This window comes from Acidimicrobiia bacterium (assembly GCA_036271555.1).
In the GTDB taxonomy this organism is placed as follows: Bacteria; Actinomycetota; Acidimicrobiia; order IMCC26256; family PALSA-610; genus DATBAK01.
This window is the reverse complement of record DATBAK010000083.1, coordinates 72,944-91,440: the sequence shown is the minus strand read 5'-3', so window position 1 is coordinate 91,440 and position 18,497 is coordinate 72,944. Positions and strand designations below refer to the sequence as shown.

The window sequence follows — 18,497 nt, the reverse complement described above, 5'->3', positions numbered from 1 at the left end:
GTCACCCCTTCGCCGCGTGGACGGTGAGCACGCCGGGCAGCGCGCTCGTGCTCGCCGGGCACTCCGCGGTCGGCGGCCGCTCGTTCGGGCACTTCGGCGTCACCGCGTGCAGCTGCACCGCGATCGGGAAGCTGATGTTGGCGACGACGATGACGGCGGCGAACCCCTGCGCGAAGCGTGTGCGCGCCTTGTTGTAGCGGGGGTTGTTCACGCCGAGGCTCTGAAAGAGGCTCCAGGCACCGTGGTAGATGTGCACGCCGAGCGCGAGGTTGGCGATCACGTAGAAGATCGCGACGATCGGGCGGCGGAAGCTGTAGACCAGGTTGTCGTACGGATCACCGCGCACGAAATGGCTCGTGTTCGCGGCGCCCCACGTGAGATCCGCGAGGTGGAACGCGAGGAAGGCGAGCACGATGACGCCGGTCCAGCGCATCGTGCGCGACGCGAAGTTCGCGGCGACGTAGTCGCGCGGAGCCTGATAGCCAACGGGCCGCGCCCGCTTGTTCATCCGCGTCAGCGCGTACGCGGCGTGGATGTGGAGGACGAACGCCGCGATGAGGACGACGCGGATCGTCCAGAGCAGCACCGTGCGCGGCAGCAGATGGCCGGGCATGTCGCGCAGGGCCTCGCCGTAGAGGTCGATCTCCTGCTTCGACAGATAGAACTTGAGGTTGCCGATCATGTGGGCCAGGACGAAGCCCAGCAGGATGATGCCGGTGACGCCCATCACCCACTTCTTGCCGACCGCCGATCGGTAGAACTCGATCGGCCACGGTGCGCGCCGGCGCGGTCGTGGTTGCACCGGCGCGGCTTCCGTATGGAGCCGCGGAGACGACCCGCTCCCGGCGTCGCCTCCCTCGATCGTCTGCGCCATTCGAGTCTCCCGGACGTCACCCGGAACGCCTGTGTTGTCGCGCTCGTGCTCTTGTGCGGACGTTACCTCCGCGCCCTTCGAGGGTGCCGAATCGGGGTTCGACATCTCCACCTACACTCCGCCGAGTACCCGCGCGCCGGCTGCGAGGAGTCGTGATGTCCCGTCCCGCAACACTCGGAGAGCTCCGCGCGAGCGGCTGGCAGTCCCGTCCGGTGAAGGACGAGCTGCGAGCGAACGTCGTGCGCTGCCTGTCCGAAGGGCGGTCGCTCGTACCCGGCATCGTCGGTTACGACGACACCGTCATGCCCCAGCTCGCGAACGCGTTGCTCGCCGGCCACGACGTGATCTTCCTCGGTGAGCGTGGGCAGGCGAAGACGCGCATCATCCGGTCGCTCACGGGTCTGCTCGACGAGTACACGCCGATCGTCTCGGGCAGCGAGATCAACGACGATCCGTACAACCCGGTCTCCGCGCACGCGCGTCACCTGATCAACGACCGCGGCGACGACACGCCGATCGAGTGGGTGCACCGCGACCGGCGCTTCGGCGAGAAGCTCGCGACGCCCGACACGTCGATCGCCGACCTCATCGGTGAGGTCGACCCCATCAAGGTCGCCGAGGGCCGTTACCTCTCCGACGAGCTCACGATCCACTACGGACTCGTCCCGCGCACGAACCGCGGCATCTTCTCGATCAACGAGCTCCCCGACCTCGCGGAGCGGATCCAGGTCGGTCTGCTGAACGTGCTCGAAGAGCGCGACGTCCAGATCCGCGGCTACAAGATCCAGCTGCCGATCGACATCGTGCTGTTCGCCTCGGCGAACCCCGAGGACTACACGAACCGCGGCCGCATCATCACGCCGCTCAAGGACCGGTTCGGCGCGCAGATCCGCACGCACTACCCGCTCGAGACCGAGCTCGAGATGGCGATCATCGAGCAGGAGAGCACGCCGCTGCAGGCGGAGGGCCTCAGCGTGTCCGTGCCCGACTTCATCACCGAGATCGTGGCCGAGGTCAGCCAGATGGCGCGGCGCTCCCCGCACGTCAACCAGCGCTCGGGTGTCTCCGCGCGTATGTCGATCACGAACTACGAGACGCTCGTCGCCAACGCGACCCGCCGCGCGCTCGCGTCGGGTGAGCGCGAGGTCGTGCCCCGCATCAGCGACCTCGAGTCGCTCGCGTCGTCGACCGCCGGCAAGATCGAGATCGAGACGCTCGAAGACGGACGCGAGGGCCTCGTCATCGACCGCATCATGAAGGCCGCGGTCCTCGAAGTGTTCCGCTCGCGCGTGCAGCCCGAGCTGCTCCCCGAGGTCGTCGGCGCGTTCGAGGGCGGTCTCGTCGTGCACACCGGCGACGACCTCGCGGCGTCCCAGTACGCGGATGCGCTGGCCGCGTTGCCGGCGATGCCCGCGGTGCTCGCGGACCTCGGCGTCGGCGAGTCGCCCGCCGGAGTCGCGTCGGCGCTCGAATTCGTGCTCGAGGGTCTGCACCTCACGAAGCGTTTGAACAAGGACTCGCTCGGCGGCCGCGCGTCCTACCGCGCGCGCTGATGCCGAGCGCGTTTCGTTACTCGCGCTGGGACGGCACCCAGGTCGGCTTCGACCTCGACGCCGACGATCTGCTCTCCGAGCTCACCGACGACCTCCTGTACCACGGCGACCTCAACGCGGCGCTGCGGCGCGCGCTCCAGCAGGGCTTCCAAGATCGCGACGGCCGCGACGTGGAGGGCCTGCGCGAGATGCTCGAGAAGCTGCGCCAGCAACGCCGCGAGCTGCTCGACCGCTACGACCTCGGCGGTGTGTACGACGACATCGCACGCCGGCTCGACGAGGTCGTCGAGCAGGAGCGCGAAGGCATCGATCGGCGCGTCGACGAAGCGCGTCAGTCCGGCGACCAACGACGCGAAGACCTGCTCGACGATCTCGCGAAGCAACGGCGTCAGGAGCTCGACGAGCTTCCACCCGACCTCGCGGGTCGCGTGCAATCGCTCCAGGAATACGACTGGATGGACGACGCCGCGCGTCAGCAGTTCGAGGAGCTGATGCAGGAGCTGCGCCAGCAGCTGCTCGACAACATGTTCAACCAGCTGTCGGAGGGCATGTCGAACATGTCACCCGAGCAGCTGCAGCACATGAAGGACATGCTCGCCGACCTCAACCGCATGCTCGAGCAGCGCGAGCAGGGCGAGGAACCCGACTTCCAAGGGTTCATGGACAAGTACGGCGACCTCTTCCCCGACAACCCGCAGTCGCTCGACGAGCTGCTCGAGCAGATGGCGCGCTCGATGGCCGCGATGCAGCAGATGCTGAACTCGATGTCGCCCGAGCAGCGCGCGCAACTGCAGCAGCTCGCCAACTCGTTGCTCGAGGATCTCGACCTGCGCTGGCAGATGGACGAGCTGTCGCGCAACCTCCAGAACGCGTTTCCGCAGATGGGTTGGGGCCAGCGGATGAACTTCCGCGGCGACGAGCCGGTGCCGCTCGGCAGCATGGGCTCACTGCTCGACCAGCTCGGCGACATCGATTCCCTCGAGCACCTGCTCCGCAACGCGACGCAACCGGGCCAGCTCGCGGAAGTCGACCTCGACCAGGCGCGCGAGCTGCTCGGTGAAGACGCCGCGGCGTCGCTCGAGGAGCTCGCGAAGCTCGCCAAGATGCTCGAGGACGCGGGGCTCATCGAGCAGCGCGAGGGGCGCATGGAGCTCACGGCGAAGGGTGTGCGCCGGATCGGCCAGCGCGCGCTCGGCGACCTCTTCAAGCGGCTCCTCCAGGATCGCTCGGGCAACCACGACATCGAGCGCGGCGGCTACGGCCACGAGCGCGCCTTCGAGCACAAGCCCTACGAGTTCGGCGACCCGTTCCTTCTCGACGTGAACCAGACGATCCGCAACGCGGTGACGCGTCAGGGCTCGGGAACGCCGGTGCGGCTCACGCCCGACGACTTCGAGGTCGAGCGCACCGAGGTGCTCACGCGCACCGCGACCGTGCTGATGCTCGACGTGTCGCTCTCCATGGAGATGCGCGGTCGCTTCCTCGCGGCGAAGAAGGTCGCGATGGCGCTCCACGCGCTCATCTCCAGCCAGTTTCCGCGCGACTACCTCGGCATGGTGTCGTTCGGGCGCGTCGCGCGCGAGGTGAAGCCCGAACGCCTCCCCGAGGCGACGTGGGACTTCGAGTGGGGCACGAACATGCAGCACGCGCTGCTGCTCGCCCGCAAGATGCTCGCCCACGAGCACGGCCGCAAGCAGGTGATCATGATCACCGACGGCGAACCGACCGCCCACATCGAGGGCAACGGCACCTTCTTCGACTACCCGCCCGACCCCCGCACGATCGAGGCGACGTTGCGTGAGGTGCAGCGCTGCACGCGCGAGCAGATCCGCATCAACACCTTCATGCTCGAGGAGAGCCCGTATCTCCAGGAGTTCGTCGAGCGGATGATGCGAATGAACCGCGGCCGCACGTTCATCACCACGCCCGAGAACCTCGGCGACTACGTCCTCGTCGACTTCCTCGACCAGCGCCGCGCCCACCGCCGCGCCGGGTAGGGATTTCCCTGCCGATCGGGACCAAAGCGCGATCGGCGCGCGTTGAGCGGGGCAGCGACCAGAAAGGCAAACCATGACGGTCATTCCGCGTGAGCAGCTGCCGACCACCGACGACGAGTGGAAGGCGAAGCTGACGCCCGAGCAGTACCAGGTCGCCCGCAAGGCGGGCACCGAGCGGGCCTTCACCGGCGAGTACTGGGACAATCACGACGACGGCACCTACGTCTGCGTGTGCTGCGGTGCGCCGCTCTTCACGTCCGAGCACAAGTACGACTCGGGCTCCGGCTGGCCGAGCTTCTGGCAACCCGCCGAGGGCGGCGAGATCGAGGAGGAGGTCGACCGCGGTCACGGGATGGTACGGACCGAGGTTCGGTGCGACCACTGCGGCGCGCACCTCGGGCACCTCTTTCCCGACGGCCCGCGTCCGACCGGCCAGCGCTACTGCATCAACTCGGCGTCGCTGCGCTTCGAGCCGGAAGCGTCGTAACCGCCCGCTCTTCGCGCGCAGCGTGGCCGAACAGCCGCGCTCGCGCGCGAAAAAGCAGGGTTTCTGGGAAAAGTCGGCCTCCCCCTTGCGTCCCGCCGGTCGCCGCGGTCAGTATCTCACCGTTGTAATTCCATCGGCGGCATTTGAACGAGGGGAGCAGCCGATGCGGGACATCGTCGAGATGCTCGACACCCACATCCAGGAAGATCGGCGCTGGCAGGAGCGAGCGAACTGTCTCGGCGTCGACCCCGACCTCTTCTTCCCCGAGCGCGGGGCCTCCACCAAGGAGGCGAAGTCGGTCTGTCACGGGTGCGAGGTCCGGCCCGAGTGCCTCGAATACGCCCTACGACACGGCGAGAAGTTCGGGATCTGGGGCGGGATGTCCGAGCGGGAGCGCCGGCGCCTCCGCCGGCAGCGGGCCCTGGCCCGCCGGGGGATCGTCTCCGCCTAACAGCCCGAGCGACGGGCGCGGCCGAGCGCGCGAACGAAGCGCTCGACCATCAAGGTCGGGCGAACCGGCCTTCGATCGTCCGGCGTTCGTCGAGGCCCGCCGCCGCTCGGACGCGGGGTCCGCAGCGGTCGAGCTCGGCCGCCGGGAGCAATCCGACGAGCTCGACCGTTTCGAGTCCGAGGCCGCGCGCCGCGGCGAGCTCGACCACCCGGGTCCACGCCGCGTCGACCCCGGTCTCCTCGAGGTCGATCAGGTTCATCGACACCTGCGGGCGCGCCCGGCTCTCGAGCCAGAAGCCGAGCGCGCGCACGCCGCGTAGACCGCCGTCGCGCGCTCGGACCTCACGCGCGATCGCGCGCGCGTCGTCGGTCGTTCCGCCGTCGAGCACGCAGTTGAACGCGACGAGCGGTGCGCGCGCGCCGACGGCCGTCGCACCGAGACGCGGGTGCGGCTTCGCCGGTCCGAGGTCGGGCTCGCGCTCGACGAACGCCTCCCGTCGCAGCGACGGCAGGTCGCGCCCGCGCGGATCCGCGTCGTCGTAGAAGAAACACGGGACGTTGTAGACCTTCGCCCACCACGTCGCGAACGCACGCGCCGACGCGACCGCGCGACCGCCGGCGGTTGCACCGAGCGCGACGAACGGCACGACGTCGAGCGCGCCGAGACGCGGGTGCACGCCGTCGTGATTCGACAGATCGAGCGCCGCTGCCGTCGCGGCGGCGATCCGCCGCGTCGCCGTCAGCGTCGAGTGCGTGCCGCCTGCGACCGTGACGACGCTGCGGTTGTGGTCGCCGTCGCGGTGCACGTCGAGCAGGGCCGCGCCCGCGGCACGCGCGATCCCGTCGACCGCGCCGTCGACGCGCCCCTCCGAGACGTTCACCACGCACTCGAGCATGAAGCAGTGAGTGTTGCGCAATTCGAGGCGGTGCGCGTACTCGCGCGCACCGCGTACCCTGCGAGGGATGCAGTTCGGGTTGGCGCTCCCTCAGTACGACTACTCGGTCGCGGGCGAGCGACCGTTGCAATTCGAGACGATCGTGCGTCACGCGCAGGCTGCGGCCGGCGCGGGGTTCACGTCGCTGTGGCTCAGCGACCATCTCTTCCTCGACATCGCGAAGTACGGCGGACCGCCGGAGCCACAAGGTGTGTACGAACCACTCGTCACGCTCGCGGCGTTGAGTCGCGTCGTACCGGACGTGCGCCTCGGCACGCTGGTCCTGCTCGAAGCGCTGCGTCCCGCCGCGGTGCTCGCCAAGGCGCTCGCGTCGCTCGATCGCATCTCGGGAGGACGGCTCGACGTCGGGCTCGGTGCGGGTTGGTACGAACCCGAGTACCGCGCGCTCGGGATGGAGATGCCGCGACCGGGCGAGCGGCTCGAGCGACTGCGCGAGGCGATCGACGTCGTGACGGGACTGCTCGGCGGCGGACCGCTCGAGTACGAAGGCCGCCATCACGTCGCGCGCGGCGCGGTGAACCTGCCCGCCGCGTTGCAGTCACCGCGCCCGCGCGTGTTCGTCGGCGGCAAGGGCGATCGACTCCTCCAACTCGTTGCCGAACGGTGCGACGGTTGGAACACGTGCTGGGCGTGGACTCCCGACGACTACCGCGAGCGACTCGCCGTGCTCGACGCCGCGTGCGCGCGCGTCGATCGTGATCCCGCGACGATCTGGCGGACGCTCGGTCTCTACGCGCTGTGCGGCGAGGACGAGCGCGACCTCGCGCGTCGGTTCGAACGGCTGCGCGCGGCGACGCCGAAGGGTGTGCTCGACGGCGTGTCGCTCGACGATTGGCGCAAGGGCCGGCTCGTCGGCACCGTCGACGAGGTGCGCGCGCAGCTCGACGAGTGGGAGTCGCTCGGCATCGAGACGATCATCGTCGGCGCGGGCGCATTGCCGTTCCAGGTCGGCGACCTCGACGACGTCGCCCTCCTGGGCGAGGCGCTCGGCCGGTAGGGGCGGCGGCCGACTCGACCCGGAAATGCCGGGGCTACCCTGGAAAGACCTCGGCCACCGGAAAGGTGCCACCCATGAGTCTGGGCGCTCCTGAGCTGATCATCATCTTGCTCATCGTGCTGCTGCTGTTCGGAGGAGCGAAGCTGCCGAAGCTCGCCCGTTCGCTCGGCGAGGCGTCGCGTGAGTTCAAGAAGGGCGTGGACGACAAGGACAAGGACGAGAAGACCGGCGACGGCAAGACCACGAGCTGAGCTCGCGGGATCGGCCGGAGCGGACGGGTCGCTTGCGGCCCGTCCGTCGTGATGCTGAGGCGTCAGGAGCGGCGAGCGTCAGCGAGTGCGAGCAGACAGCGCAGTCAGGTGGGGTTCAGCTGCCGGCGGCGACGCAGGATGCGGCGGCGTTCGCGCTCCGATGCGCCGCCCCACACGCCGTGCTCGATGCGGAACTTGAGCGCGTACTCGAGGCACTCCATGCGCACCGGGCAGTTGCCGCAGATGCGTTGCGCGAAGTCGACACCGACTCCGTCGGACGGAAAGAACTCGGAGGGGCTGGCGCCGCGACACTTGGCTCGGAGCATCCAGCTGTAGTCGTCCGGGGACTCTTCCATGCGCTCGCCTCCAAAGGCCAGGTACGGATCTTTGGTTCCCCGAGTTCAGGCCGTCGAACGAACGAGTCGAATTCTTTCAGCGGCGACTCAGCCGGTGGGGACACTCTCAGCACCCTCTCAGACGCCCAAAGGATCGCATTGGTTCATCGCGGTTGGCTGATCCGGCTCCCGCGAACGGAGGACGAATGACGGAGCACGACGATCACGACGAGCCGGTGGTCGGACCCGAGTCGGAAGTACCGACGTCGGAGACGCCCGTGAGCGCGACCCCCGGCGCGAGCGGGAATGACGAACCCACCGGAGCCGTTGGCCCCGTCACCTCCACCCACCCCGGGTCGTCGACCGCCCCCCCGGGCGACCCGGGTGTCCCCTCGGCCGGTTCGCCGGTACCCCCGATCGGCGAGCCGCCGGGGTGGAGCCAGGCGTCGAGCCCCTGGGCTCCGCCCGGCATCGACCCCTTCCGCTACGAGCCCGCGAGCTGGACTCCGCCGGCCCCGTCGTCGTCGACTTCCGAGTGGACGCCACCACCGGCGCCGGTCGCGACGCGCACCCGCCGGGGCGCGTCGCAGTCGGCGCTGATCGGCGGCATCGTCGGTGCGCTCGTCGCGTCGCTCGTGACCGCGGGTGCGTTCCTGGTCTTCGGACGCGATCACGACTCCGCGTCGTCGACGAATGCACCGTTGCGACCGGCGTCGGTGATCGTGCACGACGGCGACATCCAGTCGATCCTCGCGAAGGTGCAGCCGGCCGTCGTGCGCATCGACGTCACGTCGCCCGACGGCAGCGGCACGGGCACCGGCTTCGTCGTCGGCAGCAACGGGCTCATCGTGACGAACGCGCACGTGGCCGCGGACGCGGTGCACATCAAGGTGACACTCGCCGACTCGCGCACCGCGAGCGGCACCGTCATCGGGCTCGACCGCACCCACGACCTCGCGGTGCTGAAGATCGGCTTGAAGAACCTGCCGATCGTCGAGCTCGGCGACTCCAACGCGCTCGAGGTCGGCGACTCGGTCGTCGCGATCGGCAACGCGCTCGCGCTCGAAGGCACGCCGACGGTCACGTCGGGCATCGTCTCCGCGCTGCACCGCACGATCTCGACGGAGGAGAGCACGAAGCTCAGCGACGTCATCCAGACCGACGCCGCGATCAACCCCGGCAACTCGGGTGGTCCGCTCGTCGACTCCAGCGGCAAGGTCATCGGGATCAACACCGCGATCGCGTCGCCGGCGGACGCGAACAACATCGGCTTTGCGATCGCGATCTCGTCGGCCGAGCCGACGTTGAAGCATCTCGAAGCGGGCCAGGGCGCGCCCGCGACGACCGGCTACCTCGGTGTGGAGGTCGAGTCGGTCGACGCGTCGGTCGCGCAGGCCGAGCATCTCTCGATCAACCGCGGTGCATTCGTCATCAAGGTGACGTCGGGCGCGCCCGCGAGCGCGGCGGGCATCCGACCGAACGACGTGATCGTGCGGCTCGACTCCACGGTCATCGACACCGCGCAGGAGCTCACCGACGCGGTGGGGGCGCTCAAGCCGGGCACGAAGGTGACGGTCGTCGTCAACCGCGCGGGCGCGTCCCGCACGTTCCGCATCACGCTCGCGACCCGTTCGGCGGGCTGATCACGGGGGATCCGAGCCGCCGGCGGCGCCGCCGGTAGTGTCGGGGCCCATGGCAATGGACCCCGAGGAGCTCGAGAACGTCCCGCCGCAGGGACACGTGCGCGTCGTCTACCTCGGTCCGGTCGCGCCGCACTGGGAGATCCACCGGGTGTTCGGCGACCCGAAGGCGATCGACGAGTTCGCGCAGCGCGCGCAGGCGCGCCTCCAGCTGCTCCCGCCGCACGACCCGCAGTTCCGCCGCAACCGCGAGCGGGTCGCGCGCGACGCGGAGCGCGAGCATCTGATCCTCGACTGGGACCTCGGCTACGACGAAGGCGCCTAGCGCCCGCGAGCGCTAGACGGTGACAGTCGAGTCGTCGCCGGGACGCGGTAGATCGCCCGTCACCATGAACGAGACCCAGCGGCCGATCTGCACCGCGTGGTCGGCGACTCGTTCGTAGTAGCGCCCGACCAACGCCATCTGTACCGCGCGCTGGAGCACGCTCTCGTCGAGTCCTCTCGGATCGGCGACGAGGATGGCGCGGAACAGGTCCTTCTGCAGGTCGTCCATCACGTCGTCCATGTCGGGCAACGCGGCGGCGAGCGCGAGGTCGAGGTCGGCGAAGGCGTCGACCGCGGCGCGCATCTGCACCTGGGCCTGGTCGCCCATGCGCTCGAGGATGCCCCGCACGCGTGGCGGGAGCTCTTGCGGATAGAGACGACGCGCGGCCTTGCCCGTCGTCACCATGAGGTCGGCGCTGAGCTGGATCTCGTGGAGGATGCGCAACACCGCGAGGACGGCGCGCAGGTCGCCGGCCGTGGGTTGCTGCATCGCGAGCAACCGGTACGCGCCCAGCTCGATGTGGTGGTTGAGCTCGTTGATCTGGCGGTCGTCCGCGATGAGCTGGTCGACGAGCGCGAGGTCGGCGTCGAGGAGCGCGTGCGTGCCCGCGCCGATTGCTTCGGTCACCAGCGCGGCGAGCTTGATGACGTCGCCGCGCAAGTCGCCGAGCGCCTCCTGGAAACCGTGTCTCCCACCCGCTTCGGTCATCGTCAACCCGTTCTCCTGCGTCGTGTCGCCCGGCGTTCGGCCTGCGTTCCATCATGCGCCGCGGAGGCGCCGCCGTTGAGATCCGTGCCGCGATTTCGTGGCGATGTTCCCGTTGCGTTCGCCTCGATGTCACTTCACGTACACCTGGCGCGCGCATCGCGCCTGGTCAACGCGGGCGTACCGAGAAGTCGCCCTTTGTTCACCCGTTCGTCATTCGTCGTCCAGGAGGCGTCCGCACGCGGGTCGCAGACTGCGTTCTGTACCCAGCCCCCTCGAGGAGGCCCTCCACCCGATGACCAAGTTCATCCGCCGTCATGCGCTCCCCCCGCTTGCTGTTCTGATCGTCGTGCTCGCCGCCGCGTGTGGGAGCAGCTCGAGCAATGGCGGCGCGAGCAACACCTCCGGATCGACCGGATCGACCGGAGCGCAGTTGTCGCAGACGACGCTGTCCGGCTCCGGCTCGACCTTCCAGGACCCGTTCGACGAAGCCGTCTTCCGTGACTTCACGAGTGAGGCGCAGCCGAACGTCACGGTCAACTACAACCCCGTGGGTTCCGGTCAGGGCCAGACCGACCTCGCGGGTGGCGTCACCGACTTCGCGGGCTCGGACAGCCTCGTGAAGGACGCCGACAAGTCGTCGTTCAAGGGCTCGTTCCTCTACATCCCGATCGCGTCGGCTCCGATCACGATCTCGTTCAACGTGAACGGGGTCGACAAGCTCACGCTGTCGGCGTCGACGCTCGCGAAGATCTTCTCGACGTCGATCAAGACGTGGGACGACTCGGCGATCAAGGCCGACAACCCCGGCGTCGATCTGCCATCGACCTCGATCACGGTCGTGCACCGCAGCGACGGTTCGGGCACGACGTCGAACTTCACGTCGTACCTTGCCGCCGCGGCGCCGAGTGATTGGACGCTCGGCAGCGACAAGACCGTCGCCTGGGCGAGCTCGACGGTCGGCGCGGAAGGCAACCCCGCCGTCGCCAGCAAGATCAAGGGCACCGACGGCGCCATCGGATACGTCGACTTCGCCGACGCCACGCAGGCCGGCTTGAAGTTCGCGTCGATCAAGAACTCGGCCGGGAGCGTCGTCGCGCCGACGCTCGACGGTGCGACCGCGGCGATGGCGTCGGCGACGGTCACCGCCGACGTCACGGTGTCGCCGATGAACGCGCCGGGCGCGGACGCGTATCCGATCACTTCGCCGACGTACCTCATCGTGTACTCGACGCAGTCGAACCACGCCAAGGGTCTCGCGGTGAAGGCCTTGCTCGAGTATGTGCTCGGCCCCGGTCAGCAGAAGGCGACGGCGCTCGACTTCGCACCGCTGCCCGACGCGCTGCTCGCCAAGGCCAAGGCCCAGGTCGACAAGATCCAGGTCCCCTAGTCTTCGTTTCCGGGCGGACGACCCGTTCGTCCGCCCGGACTCGCTGCCTTCATGGTCGCTGCCTCACCGCCCGTCTCCCATCTCGCCGACGGTCAACGCGCACCCGGTCTCCTCGCGGATCGTGCGTTCCGGGCCGTCGCGCTGCTCGCGGGCTTGTCGGTGCTGGTGATCCTCGGGCTGATCGCGTTCTCGACGACGCAGCAGGCGTGGCCCGCGTTCACCCATCAAGGACTCTCGTACTTCACCGCGACGACGTGGGATCCACCGCACAACCGGTTCGGGACGCTCACGTTCCTCTACGGCACGATCGTCGTCTCCGCGATCGCGCTCGTGTTCGCGGTGCCGGTGAGCATCGGGATCGCGCTGTTCATCACCGAGATCGCGCCCCGGCGGCTCCGCAACTCGATCGTGTACGTGATCGACCTGCTCGCATCGGTGCCGTCGGTGGTGTTCGGCCTCTGGGGGTTCCTCTACGTCGCGCCGAAGTTGACGGGCCTCTACACCGACGTGAGCCACTGGACGCACTCGATTCCGTTGATCGGCACGATGTTCTCGGGACGTCCGATCACGGGTCTCGGCTTCATGACCGCGGGCCTCGTGGTCGCGCTCATGATCACGCCGATCATCACGTCGATCACGCGTGAGGTGTTCGCGACGGTTCCCGTCGCGCAGAAGGAGGGCGCGACGGCGCTCGGCGCGACCCGGTGGGAGATGATCCGCGGCGCCGTCCTTCCCCACAGCCGGAGCGGGATCGTCGGCGCGGTGCTGATCGGGCTCGGCCGTGCGATGGGCGAGACGATCGCGGTCACGCTGGTCATCGGATCGGCGACCTCGCTCACCGGGCGCCTGTTCTCGCCGGGGAACACGATGGCCGCGGGAATCGCGAGCCAGTTCGGTGAGGCAACCGGCGACTACCGCGCCGCGCTCGTCGGACTCGGAGTCGTGCTGTTCTTTCTCACGATCCTGATCGGGGTCGCGGCGCGTGGACTCGTCGCCCGCTTCGAGCAACGGAGCACGGGCGCATGACCGCCGTCACGACGACGCCGGCGATCCGACTCGGTCCGGCCGCGAAGCACCGCGCGCGGGCGATCAAGAACGGGATCGCGACCGCGTGCATCGTGCTGTCGTTCTTCGTCGTCGCGGTGCCGCTCGTCTGGCTCGTCGTCACCATCGTCCTGCGCGGCCATTCCGTGTTCAGCTGGTCGTTCCTCACGAAGGAGATCCCGATCCCGACACAGGCGGGACCGGGTATGGGGCCCGCGGTGTACGGCACGCTGCTCGTCACCGGCGCGGCGTCGGCGATGGCCGTGCCGCTCGGCGTGCTCGGCGGCGTCTACCTGAACGAGTATGGCGCCGAGGGATTCATCGCCCGCATCCTGCGCTTCTTCGCCGAGATCATGACGGGTGTGCCGTCGGTCGTGATGGGACTCTTCGTGTACACCGCGATCGTCCTGCACACGCAAAAGGCGGATGCCTTCGCCGGCGCGATCGCGCTCGGGTGCCTCATGCTGCCGATCGTGATCCGCACGACCGACGAGATGCTGCGCCTCGTTCCGGGCGAGTTGCGCGAGGGGAGCGTGGCGCTCGGCAGCCGGCAGGCGCGCACCATCGTGCGCGTCGTCCTGCCGGCCGCCGCACCGGGCATCGTCAGCGGTGCGCTCCTCGCGATCGCGCGCGCCGCGGGCGAGACCGCTCCGCTGCTCTTCGTCGTCGGCATCGTCTACAAGACCAACCACTCACTGTTCAACGGCCCGAACACGACGCTGTCGCTCCAGATCTTCCGCGGCACGAACTCGCCCTTCGCCGCATCGACCGACCGAGCATGGGCGGCCGCGCTCACGCTCGTCGGGATCGTGTTCATCTTCACGGTGATCGCCCGCGTCGTGACCGCCGTGTACTCGCGCCGAACCACCGCGTCATGACCTCGGAGGAAGCCGTGCCCGAGACCACCACCGTGATGCCCCGTCTCCAGGCCACCGCGCCGGCGCCGGCCGCGATCGACGACGATGTACGCGTGACCGTCTTCGACCTCGCGCAGCTGTCGGTGTCGTACGGCCCCGTGCTCGCCGTCGAGGAGGTCGACCTCGAGATCTCCGCGCAGGAGATCACGGCGTTCATCGGTCCGTCGGGCTGCGGGAAGACGACCGTGCTGCGCACGCTGAACCGCATGCACGACCTCACTCCCGGTGCGCGTGTGAGCGGCACGGTTCGCTACCACGGCGAAGATCTGTACGGACCCAAGGTCGACGCGGCCGAGGTGCGGCGGCGGATCGGCATGGTCTTCCAGAAGCCGAACCCGTTCCCGAAGTCGGTGTACGACAACGTCGCGTACGGGCCGCGCATCAACGGGGTGAAGCGCGGCGAGCTCGACGACCTCGTCGAGTCGGCGCTCACGCGCGCCGCGCTCTGGGACGAGGTCAAGGACAAGGTGAAGAAGAGCGCGCTCGCGCTCTCCGGTGGTCAGCAGCAACGGCTCTGCATCGCGCGCGCGATCGCCGTGCAGCCGGACGTGATCCTCATGGACGAGCCCTGCTCCGCGCTCGACCCGATCGCGACGGCGCGCATCGAGGACCTCATGACGGAGCTCAAGCGCGAGTACACGATCGTGATCGTCACGCACAACATGCAGCAGGCCGCACGCGTCTCGGACCGCACCGGTTTCTTCACGGCGGAGGTCGTCGACGGTCACCGACGTGGCCGGCTCGTCGAGTACGACCGCACGGACGTGATCTTCACGAACCCCAGCGATCCCCGTACCGAGGGCTATATCACCGGCAGGTTCGGATGACGGCGAGGGTGGGGCGATGACCGCGCTCGCGGTCGTCTTCTTCGGCTGCGCGCTCGCGCTGCTCGTCGCGGTGCTCGTGGCCGCGCGCCGGTTGGACCGTCGTGTCGCGTCGCTCGCCGACGCGCGGGAAGCCGAGCCGGCGGTCGGGGAGGACGGCGCCGACGCGATGCTGGCCCAGCTGCGTCTCGACGCCGAGCAGCTGCGGGTCGACGGCGACCGGCTGACGGCCGCGCTCCAGGCGGTCACCGACGGGCTCATGGTCGTCGACGTCGAGGGGCGCGTGCTCGTGTCCAACTCGGCCGCGAGTCGCTTCACCGGCGCGCGGCATTCCGACGCGGTCGCGGAGCAGGCGATCAGCGAGCTGCTCGACCAGGCGCTCGCCGGTCAACCGGTCGAGCGCGAGCTCATCCTGTTCGGCCCGCCCCGGCAGACCTTGCAGCTGCGCGCGTTGCCGCTTCCCGAGCACGGCGCGGCGAGCGGTGCGGTCGCGTTCGTGCGCGACGTCACCGAGTCGCGCCGCACCGAGAACATGCGCCGCGATTTCGTCGCCAACGTGAGTCACGAGCTGCGGACACCGATCGGTGCGCTCGCGGTGCTGGCCGAGGCCATCGCGGGTGGGAGCGAGAGCGAGGTCACCGCGCAGCTCGCGGAGCGCATGGTGCGCGAGAGCGAACGGCTCGCGCGCATCGTCGAAGACCTGCTCGATCTCAGCCTGCTCGAGGCACAGGAGCGCTCGGGCCGCGAGCCCCTCCCCGTCGCTGCGCTCGTCACCGACGCGGTGGATCAGGTGCGCGGCGCGGCCGACACGAGCGGCATCTCGATCGACGCGACGCGCGTTCCGCCCGACCTGCGCATCGAGTGCGATCGGCGCCAGGTCGTGAGCGCGATCTTCAACCTGCTCGACAACGCGGTGAAGTACTCCGAGCCGGGCCAGCCGGTCGAGGTGACGGCCGTCCGGAAGGGTGACCGCGCCGCGATCGTCGTGCGCGATCACGGCATCGGCATCCCGTCGCGCGATCTCGAACGGATCTTCGAGCGCTTCTACCGCGTCGACCGCGCGCGCAGCCGCCAGACCGGCGGGACCGGGCTCGGGCTCGCGATCGTGCGCCACACTGCGCAGGCGCACGGCGGTGAGGTCACCGTCGAGTCGCACGAGGGCGAAGGCACCACGTTCACCCTGTTGCTGCCCGCGACCCCGCCGGCCGCCCGTGACCTGTCCGAGGCATCCTGATGGCCGACGATCCGCCGCTCGTACTCGTCGTCGACGACGAGCAGTCGTACCGCGACGCGCTGTCGGTCACGCTGCAGCGCGAGGGCTTCCTCGTCGTGACCGCGGCCGACGGCGCCGAGGCGATCGAGCGCTTCGACGCGACGAAGCCCGCGCTCGTGCTACTCGACGTCATGCTGCCGAAGATCTCGGGTATCGACGTCTGCCGCGAGATCCGCACGCGATCGCGCGTGCCGATCATCATGGTGACCGCGCGCAACGGCGAGATCGACGCGGTCGTGGGGCTCGAGGTCGGCGCCGACGACTACGTGTCGAAGCCGTTCCGTCTGCGCGAGCTCATCGCGCGTGTGCGCGCCGCGCTGCGGCGCGTGCCGACCGACGTCGACGTCGAGCAGGTCGACCGCCCCGACCAGCTCGAGATCGGCGACGTGCGTGTCGACACCGCGCGCCACGAGGTCTGGGTGCGCGGTGAGATCGCCGCGCTGCCGCTGAAGGAGTTCGAGCTGCTCGAGTTCCTGCTGACGAACGCGGGGCGCGTGCTCACGCGCGACGTGCTCATCGACCGGATCTGGGGCCCGAACTACTTCGGCGACACCAAGACGCTCGACGTGCACATCAAGCGGCTGCGGGCGAAGGTCGAGAGCGATCCCGCGCGTCCCACGCGCATCGTGACCGTGCGCGGCGTCGGCTACCGCTACGAGAAGCCCCGCGTCTGAGCGTCGGCGGCGCGAGGAAGGGCTTGCTAGCGTCCGCGATCTGGGATGGTCGGGGCCGATGTGGCGCCTGGTCCGTCGATCGGGAGGGCAGATGCGGCGCGTGCGTCGATGTGGGCTGGTGGTGCTCGCGGTCTTGATCGCGGCGCCGATCGTGAGCTCGACGAGCGCAACCGCGGCGCCTTCGCGCTCCCGCTCCTCTCTGGTATCGACCGATGCGTGGCCGCAGCTCCAGAGAGATGCGTCGCACAGCGCGTTCAACGCGACCGACACTGCGCTGACAGCTTCGAGCGTCGCCCAGGTTCATCAGATCGCCGCGATTCCGCTTCCTGCGGTCGGGTCGCAGCCCGCGGTGAGCGGCGGAAACGTGTATGTCGTCGGATCGTCGGTGACGTCGTACACGGCGGATGGCGCCGTTCGCTGGAGCCACAAGCTGTCCGTCGGTGGAGAGAACTACACGACACCCGCGGTCTCCGGCGATCACGTCGTCGTCGTGACTCAGCCGAAGCACTCCGGACCGAGCTCGGCGATTTCGTTGAACACGAAGTCGGGTGCGGTTCAGTGGAAGCACCTTCTCACCGGCTACTCCGAGGCCTCCCCGACGATCAGCGGCGGAGTCGCCTATGTCGCCGACTACGGAAGTCTCGAGACTCATGTCACGGCGTTCGCGCTCGCTTCGGGCACCCGCCTCTGGCGCGCGCCGGTCGCGGGAAGCGGTGGCGGTGGGTGGGGTGCGGTCGCGGTCGCGGGCGGTCGGGTGTTCGTGACGAACAACGGCGGCGGAGGCGGTCTCACGGCGCTGAACGCAAAGACCGGGCGACAAATCTGGACGAAGACCTTCGCGAACGGAGGGATCGCGGGAATCAGTGACATGGATGCTCCGGTCGCGACGAAGACGGTCGTGTACGCGATGAACGCCACCAACCAGGACGTCGAAGCATTCGATACGAAGACCGGCGATCGGCTCTGGGCCAGCGACGACCTTGGATCCGACGGCGGTTATCTGTCGCTCGACAGCGGGGCGGGGTTGCTGTTCGACAACGTGTTGAATCCAAACGACGGAGGACACGACATCACGACGGCGTTCGATACGACGACCGGCGTGACCGTGTGGTCAAAGGACTTGAACGCGGCCGGGGCGGCTGCGCTCGCGAACGGGATCATGTTCACGACGCAATACGTGAACGGCGCCTCCGCGATCACCTACTACGCAGAGGCGACTGGAGCGACGATCGCGCCTGCGAGCCCGACCTCGATCGACTCACCCTGTCTCGGTGCGCCGGCGATCGCGAACGGTCGCCTGTACGCGATCTCGGCGTGCCTCGATTACGAGCTGATCGTGCTCAGTCCCTGACCCGTCGGCGAGGATCGGCCGCACTAGCGGCGGCGGGACGGCAGGAGGTCGTCGGAGAACGGGGTGAGGTCGGCAACGGCGGTGGCGATCGCCGCGACCGGATCGGGAGCTGCGGTCGGTGTCTCGACCGCCCCCGTGACCGGACGTTCGGGTTGCCACGCCCGCCGCGGTGGCGCGGCATCGACCGGAGTCGCGACGTCGAAGGAGGCGATGCCCGCCGGCACGACGGGTGGAGCCGGGAGGTCGGGCGCGGGTGCAGCCATTGGCGCACTCGCGGCCGCGACCTCGACCGGCTCGACCGCGTGGTCCGCAAACGGGGACGGCGCGACCTCGGCGTGGTCGTCGAGGTAGGGCGCGATCGCGGCGTCGATGGCACTGTCGGAGGGCTTCGGCTCGCGGTCGTCGCCAGAGCCCATCAAGTCAGAGAACCGCATCGCCACCCACTCCTCGTTCG

Annotated in this window: 20 protein-coding genes; 15 read left to right on the top strand and 5 right to left on the bottom strand. The window is 69.2% G+C overall.

From position 1 onward, the window contains the following. Position 1: 1 nt before the first annotated feature. Entirely contained in the window at positions 2-802 is an 801-nt protein-coding gene (locus tag VH914_18760; protein HEX4493251.1) for a succinate dehydrogenase cytochrome b subunit, read from the bottom strand. Between the two features lie 227 nt (positions 803-1,029). Here VH914_18760 and VH914_18755 point away from each other — a divergent pair, with 227 nt between their 5' ends. The 4 genes from VH914_18755 to VH914_18740 all read left to right on the top strand — a co-directional run bounded on the left by VH914_18755 (position 1,030) and on the right by VH914_18740 (position 5,362). Next, entirely contained in the window at positions 1,030-2,427 is a 1,398-nt protein-coding gene (locus tag VH914_18755) for a magnesium chelatase (protein ID HEX4493250.1), read from the top strand. Next, the gene (locus VH914_18750; protein HEX4493249.1) at positions 2,427-4,424 is read left to right on the top strand and encodes a VWA domain-containing protein; all 1,998 of its coding nucleotides are present in this window, start codon (positions 2,427-2,429) and stop codon (positions 4,422-4,424) included. Before VH914_18755 ends, VH914_18750 begins: the two co-directional genes overlap by 1 nt. A gap of 73 nt (positions 4,425-4,497) precedes the next feature. Beyond that, a complete protein-coding gene (gene msrB, locus VH914_18745) occupies positions 4,498-4,911 on the top strand; it encodes a peptide-methionine (R)-S-oxide reductase MsrB (protein ID HEX4493248.1) in 414 nt (137 codons plus the stop codon). Positions 4,912-5,074: 163 nt separating this feature from the next. Further along, positions 5,075-5,362 (top strand): WhiB family transcriptional regulator, encoded by a 288-nt coding sequence (locus VH914_18740; GenBank protein HEX4493247.1) that lies wholly within the window; start codon positions 5,075-5,077, stop codon positions 5,360-5,362. A gap of 49 nt (positions 5,363-5,411) precedes the next feature. On the opposite strand, the gene VH914_18735 is transcribed toward VH914_18740, so the two are convergent. After that, positions 5,412-6,257, bottom strand: coding sequence for a glutamate formiminotransferase (locus VH914_18735; GenBank protein ID HEX4493246.1), 846 nt, complete (start codon positions 6,255-6,257; stop codon positions 5,412-5,414). Between the two features lie 67 nt (positions 6,258-6,324). Here VH914_18735 and VH914_18730 point away from each other — a divergent pair, with 67 nt between their 5' ends. Both VH914_18730 and tatA read left to right on the top strand, forming a co-directional pair. Then, on the top strand, positions 6,325-7,314 hold the full coding sequence (locus VH914_18730; protein ID HEX4493245.1) for an LLM class flavin-dependent oxidoreductase: 990 nt from the start codon (positions 6,325-6,327) through the stop codon (positions 7,312-7,314). A 74-nt stretch (positions 7,315-7,388) separates the two neighbouring features. Further along, positions 7,389-7,565, top strand: a complete 177-nt coding sequence (tatA, locus tag VH914_18725; GenBank protein ID HEX4493244.1) for a twin-arginine translocase TatA/TatE family subunit — start codon at positions 7,389-7,391, stop codon at positions 7,563-7,565. A gap of 104 nt (positions 7,566-7,669) precedes the next feature. Here the strand turns inward: tatA and VH914_18720 are convergent, their stop codons facing one another. Next, positions 7,670-7,921 (bottom strand): WhiB family transcriptional regulator, encoded by a 252-nt coding sequence (locus VH914_18720; GenBank protein HEX4493243.1) that lies wholly within the window; start codon positions 7,919-7,921, stop codon positions 7,670-7,672. A gap of 185 nt (positions 7,922-8,106) precedes the next feature. On the opposite strand from VH914_18720, the gene VH914_18715 reads away from it, so the two are divergent. Next, a complete protein-coding gene (locus VH914_18715) occupies positions 8,107-9,543 on the top strand; it encodes a trypsin-like peptidase domain-containing protein (GenBank protein ID HEX4493242.1) in 1,437 nt (478 codons plus the stop codon). A 49-nt stretch (positions 9,544-9,592) separates the two neighbouring features. Next, positions 9,593-9,865: a hypothetical protein gene (locus tag VH914_18710; protein ID HEX4493241.1), complete on the top strand. Its 273-nt coding sequence runs from the start codon at positions 9,593-9,595 to the stop codon at positions 9,863-9,865. A 12-nt stretch (positions 9,866-9,877) separates the two neighbouring features. Here the strand turns inward: VH914_18710 and phoU are convergent, their stop codons facing one another. Next, entirely contained in the window at positions 9,878-10,573 is a 696-nt protein-coding gene (gene phoU, locus VH914_18705) for a phosphate signaling complex protein PhoU (protein HEX4493240.1), read from the bottom strand. A 292-nt stretch (positions 10,574-10,865) separates the two neighbouring features. Here phoU and pstS point away from each other — a divergent pair, with 292 nt between their 5' ends. From pstS to VH914_18670, 7 genes are read left to right on the top strand one after another with little or no spacing between them, the layout of a single operon-like run. Next, on the top strand, positions 10,866-11,960 hold the full coding sequence (pstS, locus tag VH914_18700; protein ID HEX4493239.1) for a phosphate ABC transporter substrate-binding protein PstS: 1,095 nt from the start codon (positions 10,866-10,868) through the stop codon (positions 11,958-11,960). Between the two features lie 51 nt (positions 11,961-12,011). Next, positions 12,012-12,986, top strand: coding sequence for a phosphate ABC transporter permease subunit PstC (gene pstC, locus VH914_18695; GenBank protein ID HEX4493238.1), 975 nt, complete (start codon positions 12,012-12,014; stop codon positions 12,984-12,986). Continuing rightward, the gene (gene pstA, locus VH914_18690; GenBank protein HEX4493237.1) at positions 12,983-13,882 is read left to right on the top strand and encodes a phosphate ABC transporter permease PstA; all 900 of its coding nucleotides are present in this window, start codon (positions 12,983-12,985) and stop codon (positions 13,880-13,882) included. The genes pstC and pstA overlap by 4 nt, the downstream gene beginning before the upstream one ends. A 14-nt stretch (positions 13,883-13,896) precedes the next feature. Then, positions 13,897-14,748, top strand: coding sequence for a phosphate ABC transporter ATP-binding protein PstB (gene pstB, locus VH914_18685; protein ID HEX4493236.1), 852 nt, complete (start codon positions 13,897-13,899; stop codon positions 14,746-14,748). Between the two features lie 16 nt (positions 14,749-14,764). Next, a complete protein-coding gene (locus VH914_18680) occupies positions 14,765-15,979 on the top strand; it encodes an ATP-binding protein (protein HEX4493235.1) in 1,215 nt (404 codons plus the stop codon). Further along, positions 15,979-16,692 (top strand): response regulator transcription factor, encoded by a 714-nt coding sequence (locus tag VH914_18675; GenBank protein HEX4493234.1) that lies wholly within the window; start codon positions 15,979-15,981, stop codon positions 16,690-16,692. Before VH914_18680 ends, VH914_18675 begins: the two co-directional genes overlap by 1 nt. Before the next feature lie 58 nt (positions 16,693-16,750). Beyond that, positions 16,751-18,043: a PQQ-binding-like beta-propeller repeat protein gene (locus tag VH914_18670; GenBank protein HEX4493233.1), complete on the top strand. Its 1,293-nt coding sequence runs from the start codon at positions 16,751-16,753 to the stop codon at positions 18,041-18,043. A 23-nt stretch (positions 18,044-18,066) separates the two neighbouring features. Here VH914_18670 and VH914_18665 read toward each other — a convergent pair whose 3' ends face one another. After that, positions 18,067-18,477, bottom strand: a complete 411-nt coding sequence (locus VH914_18665) for a hypothetical protein (protein HEX4493232.1) — start codon at positions 18,475-18,477, stop codon at positions 18,067-18,069. Between the last annotated feature and the right edge of the window lie 20 nt (positions 18,478-18,497).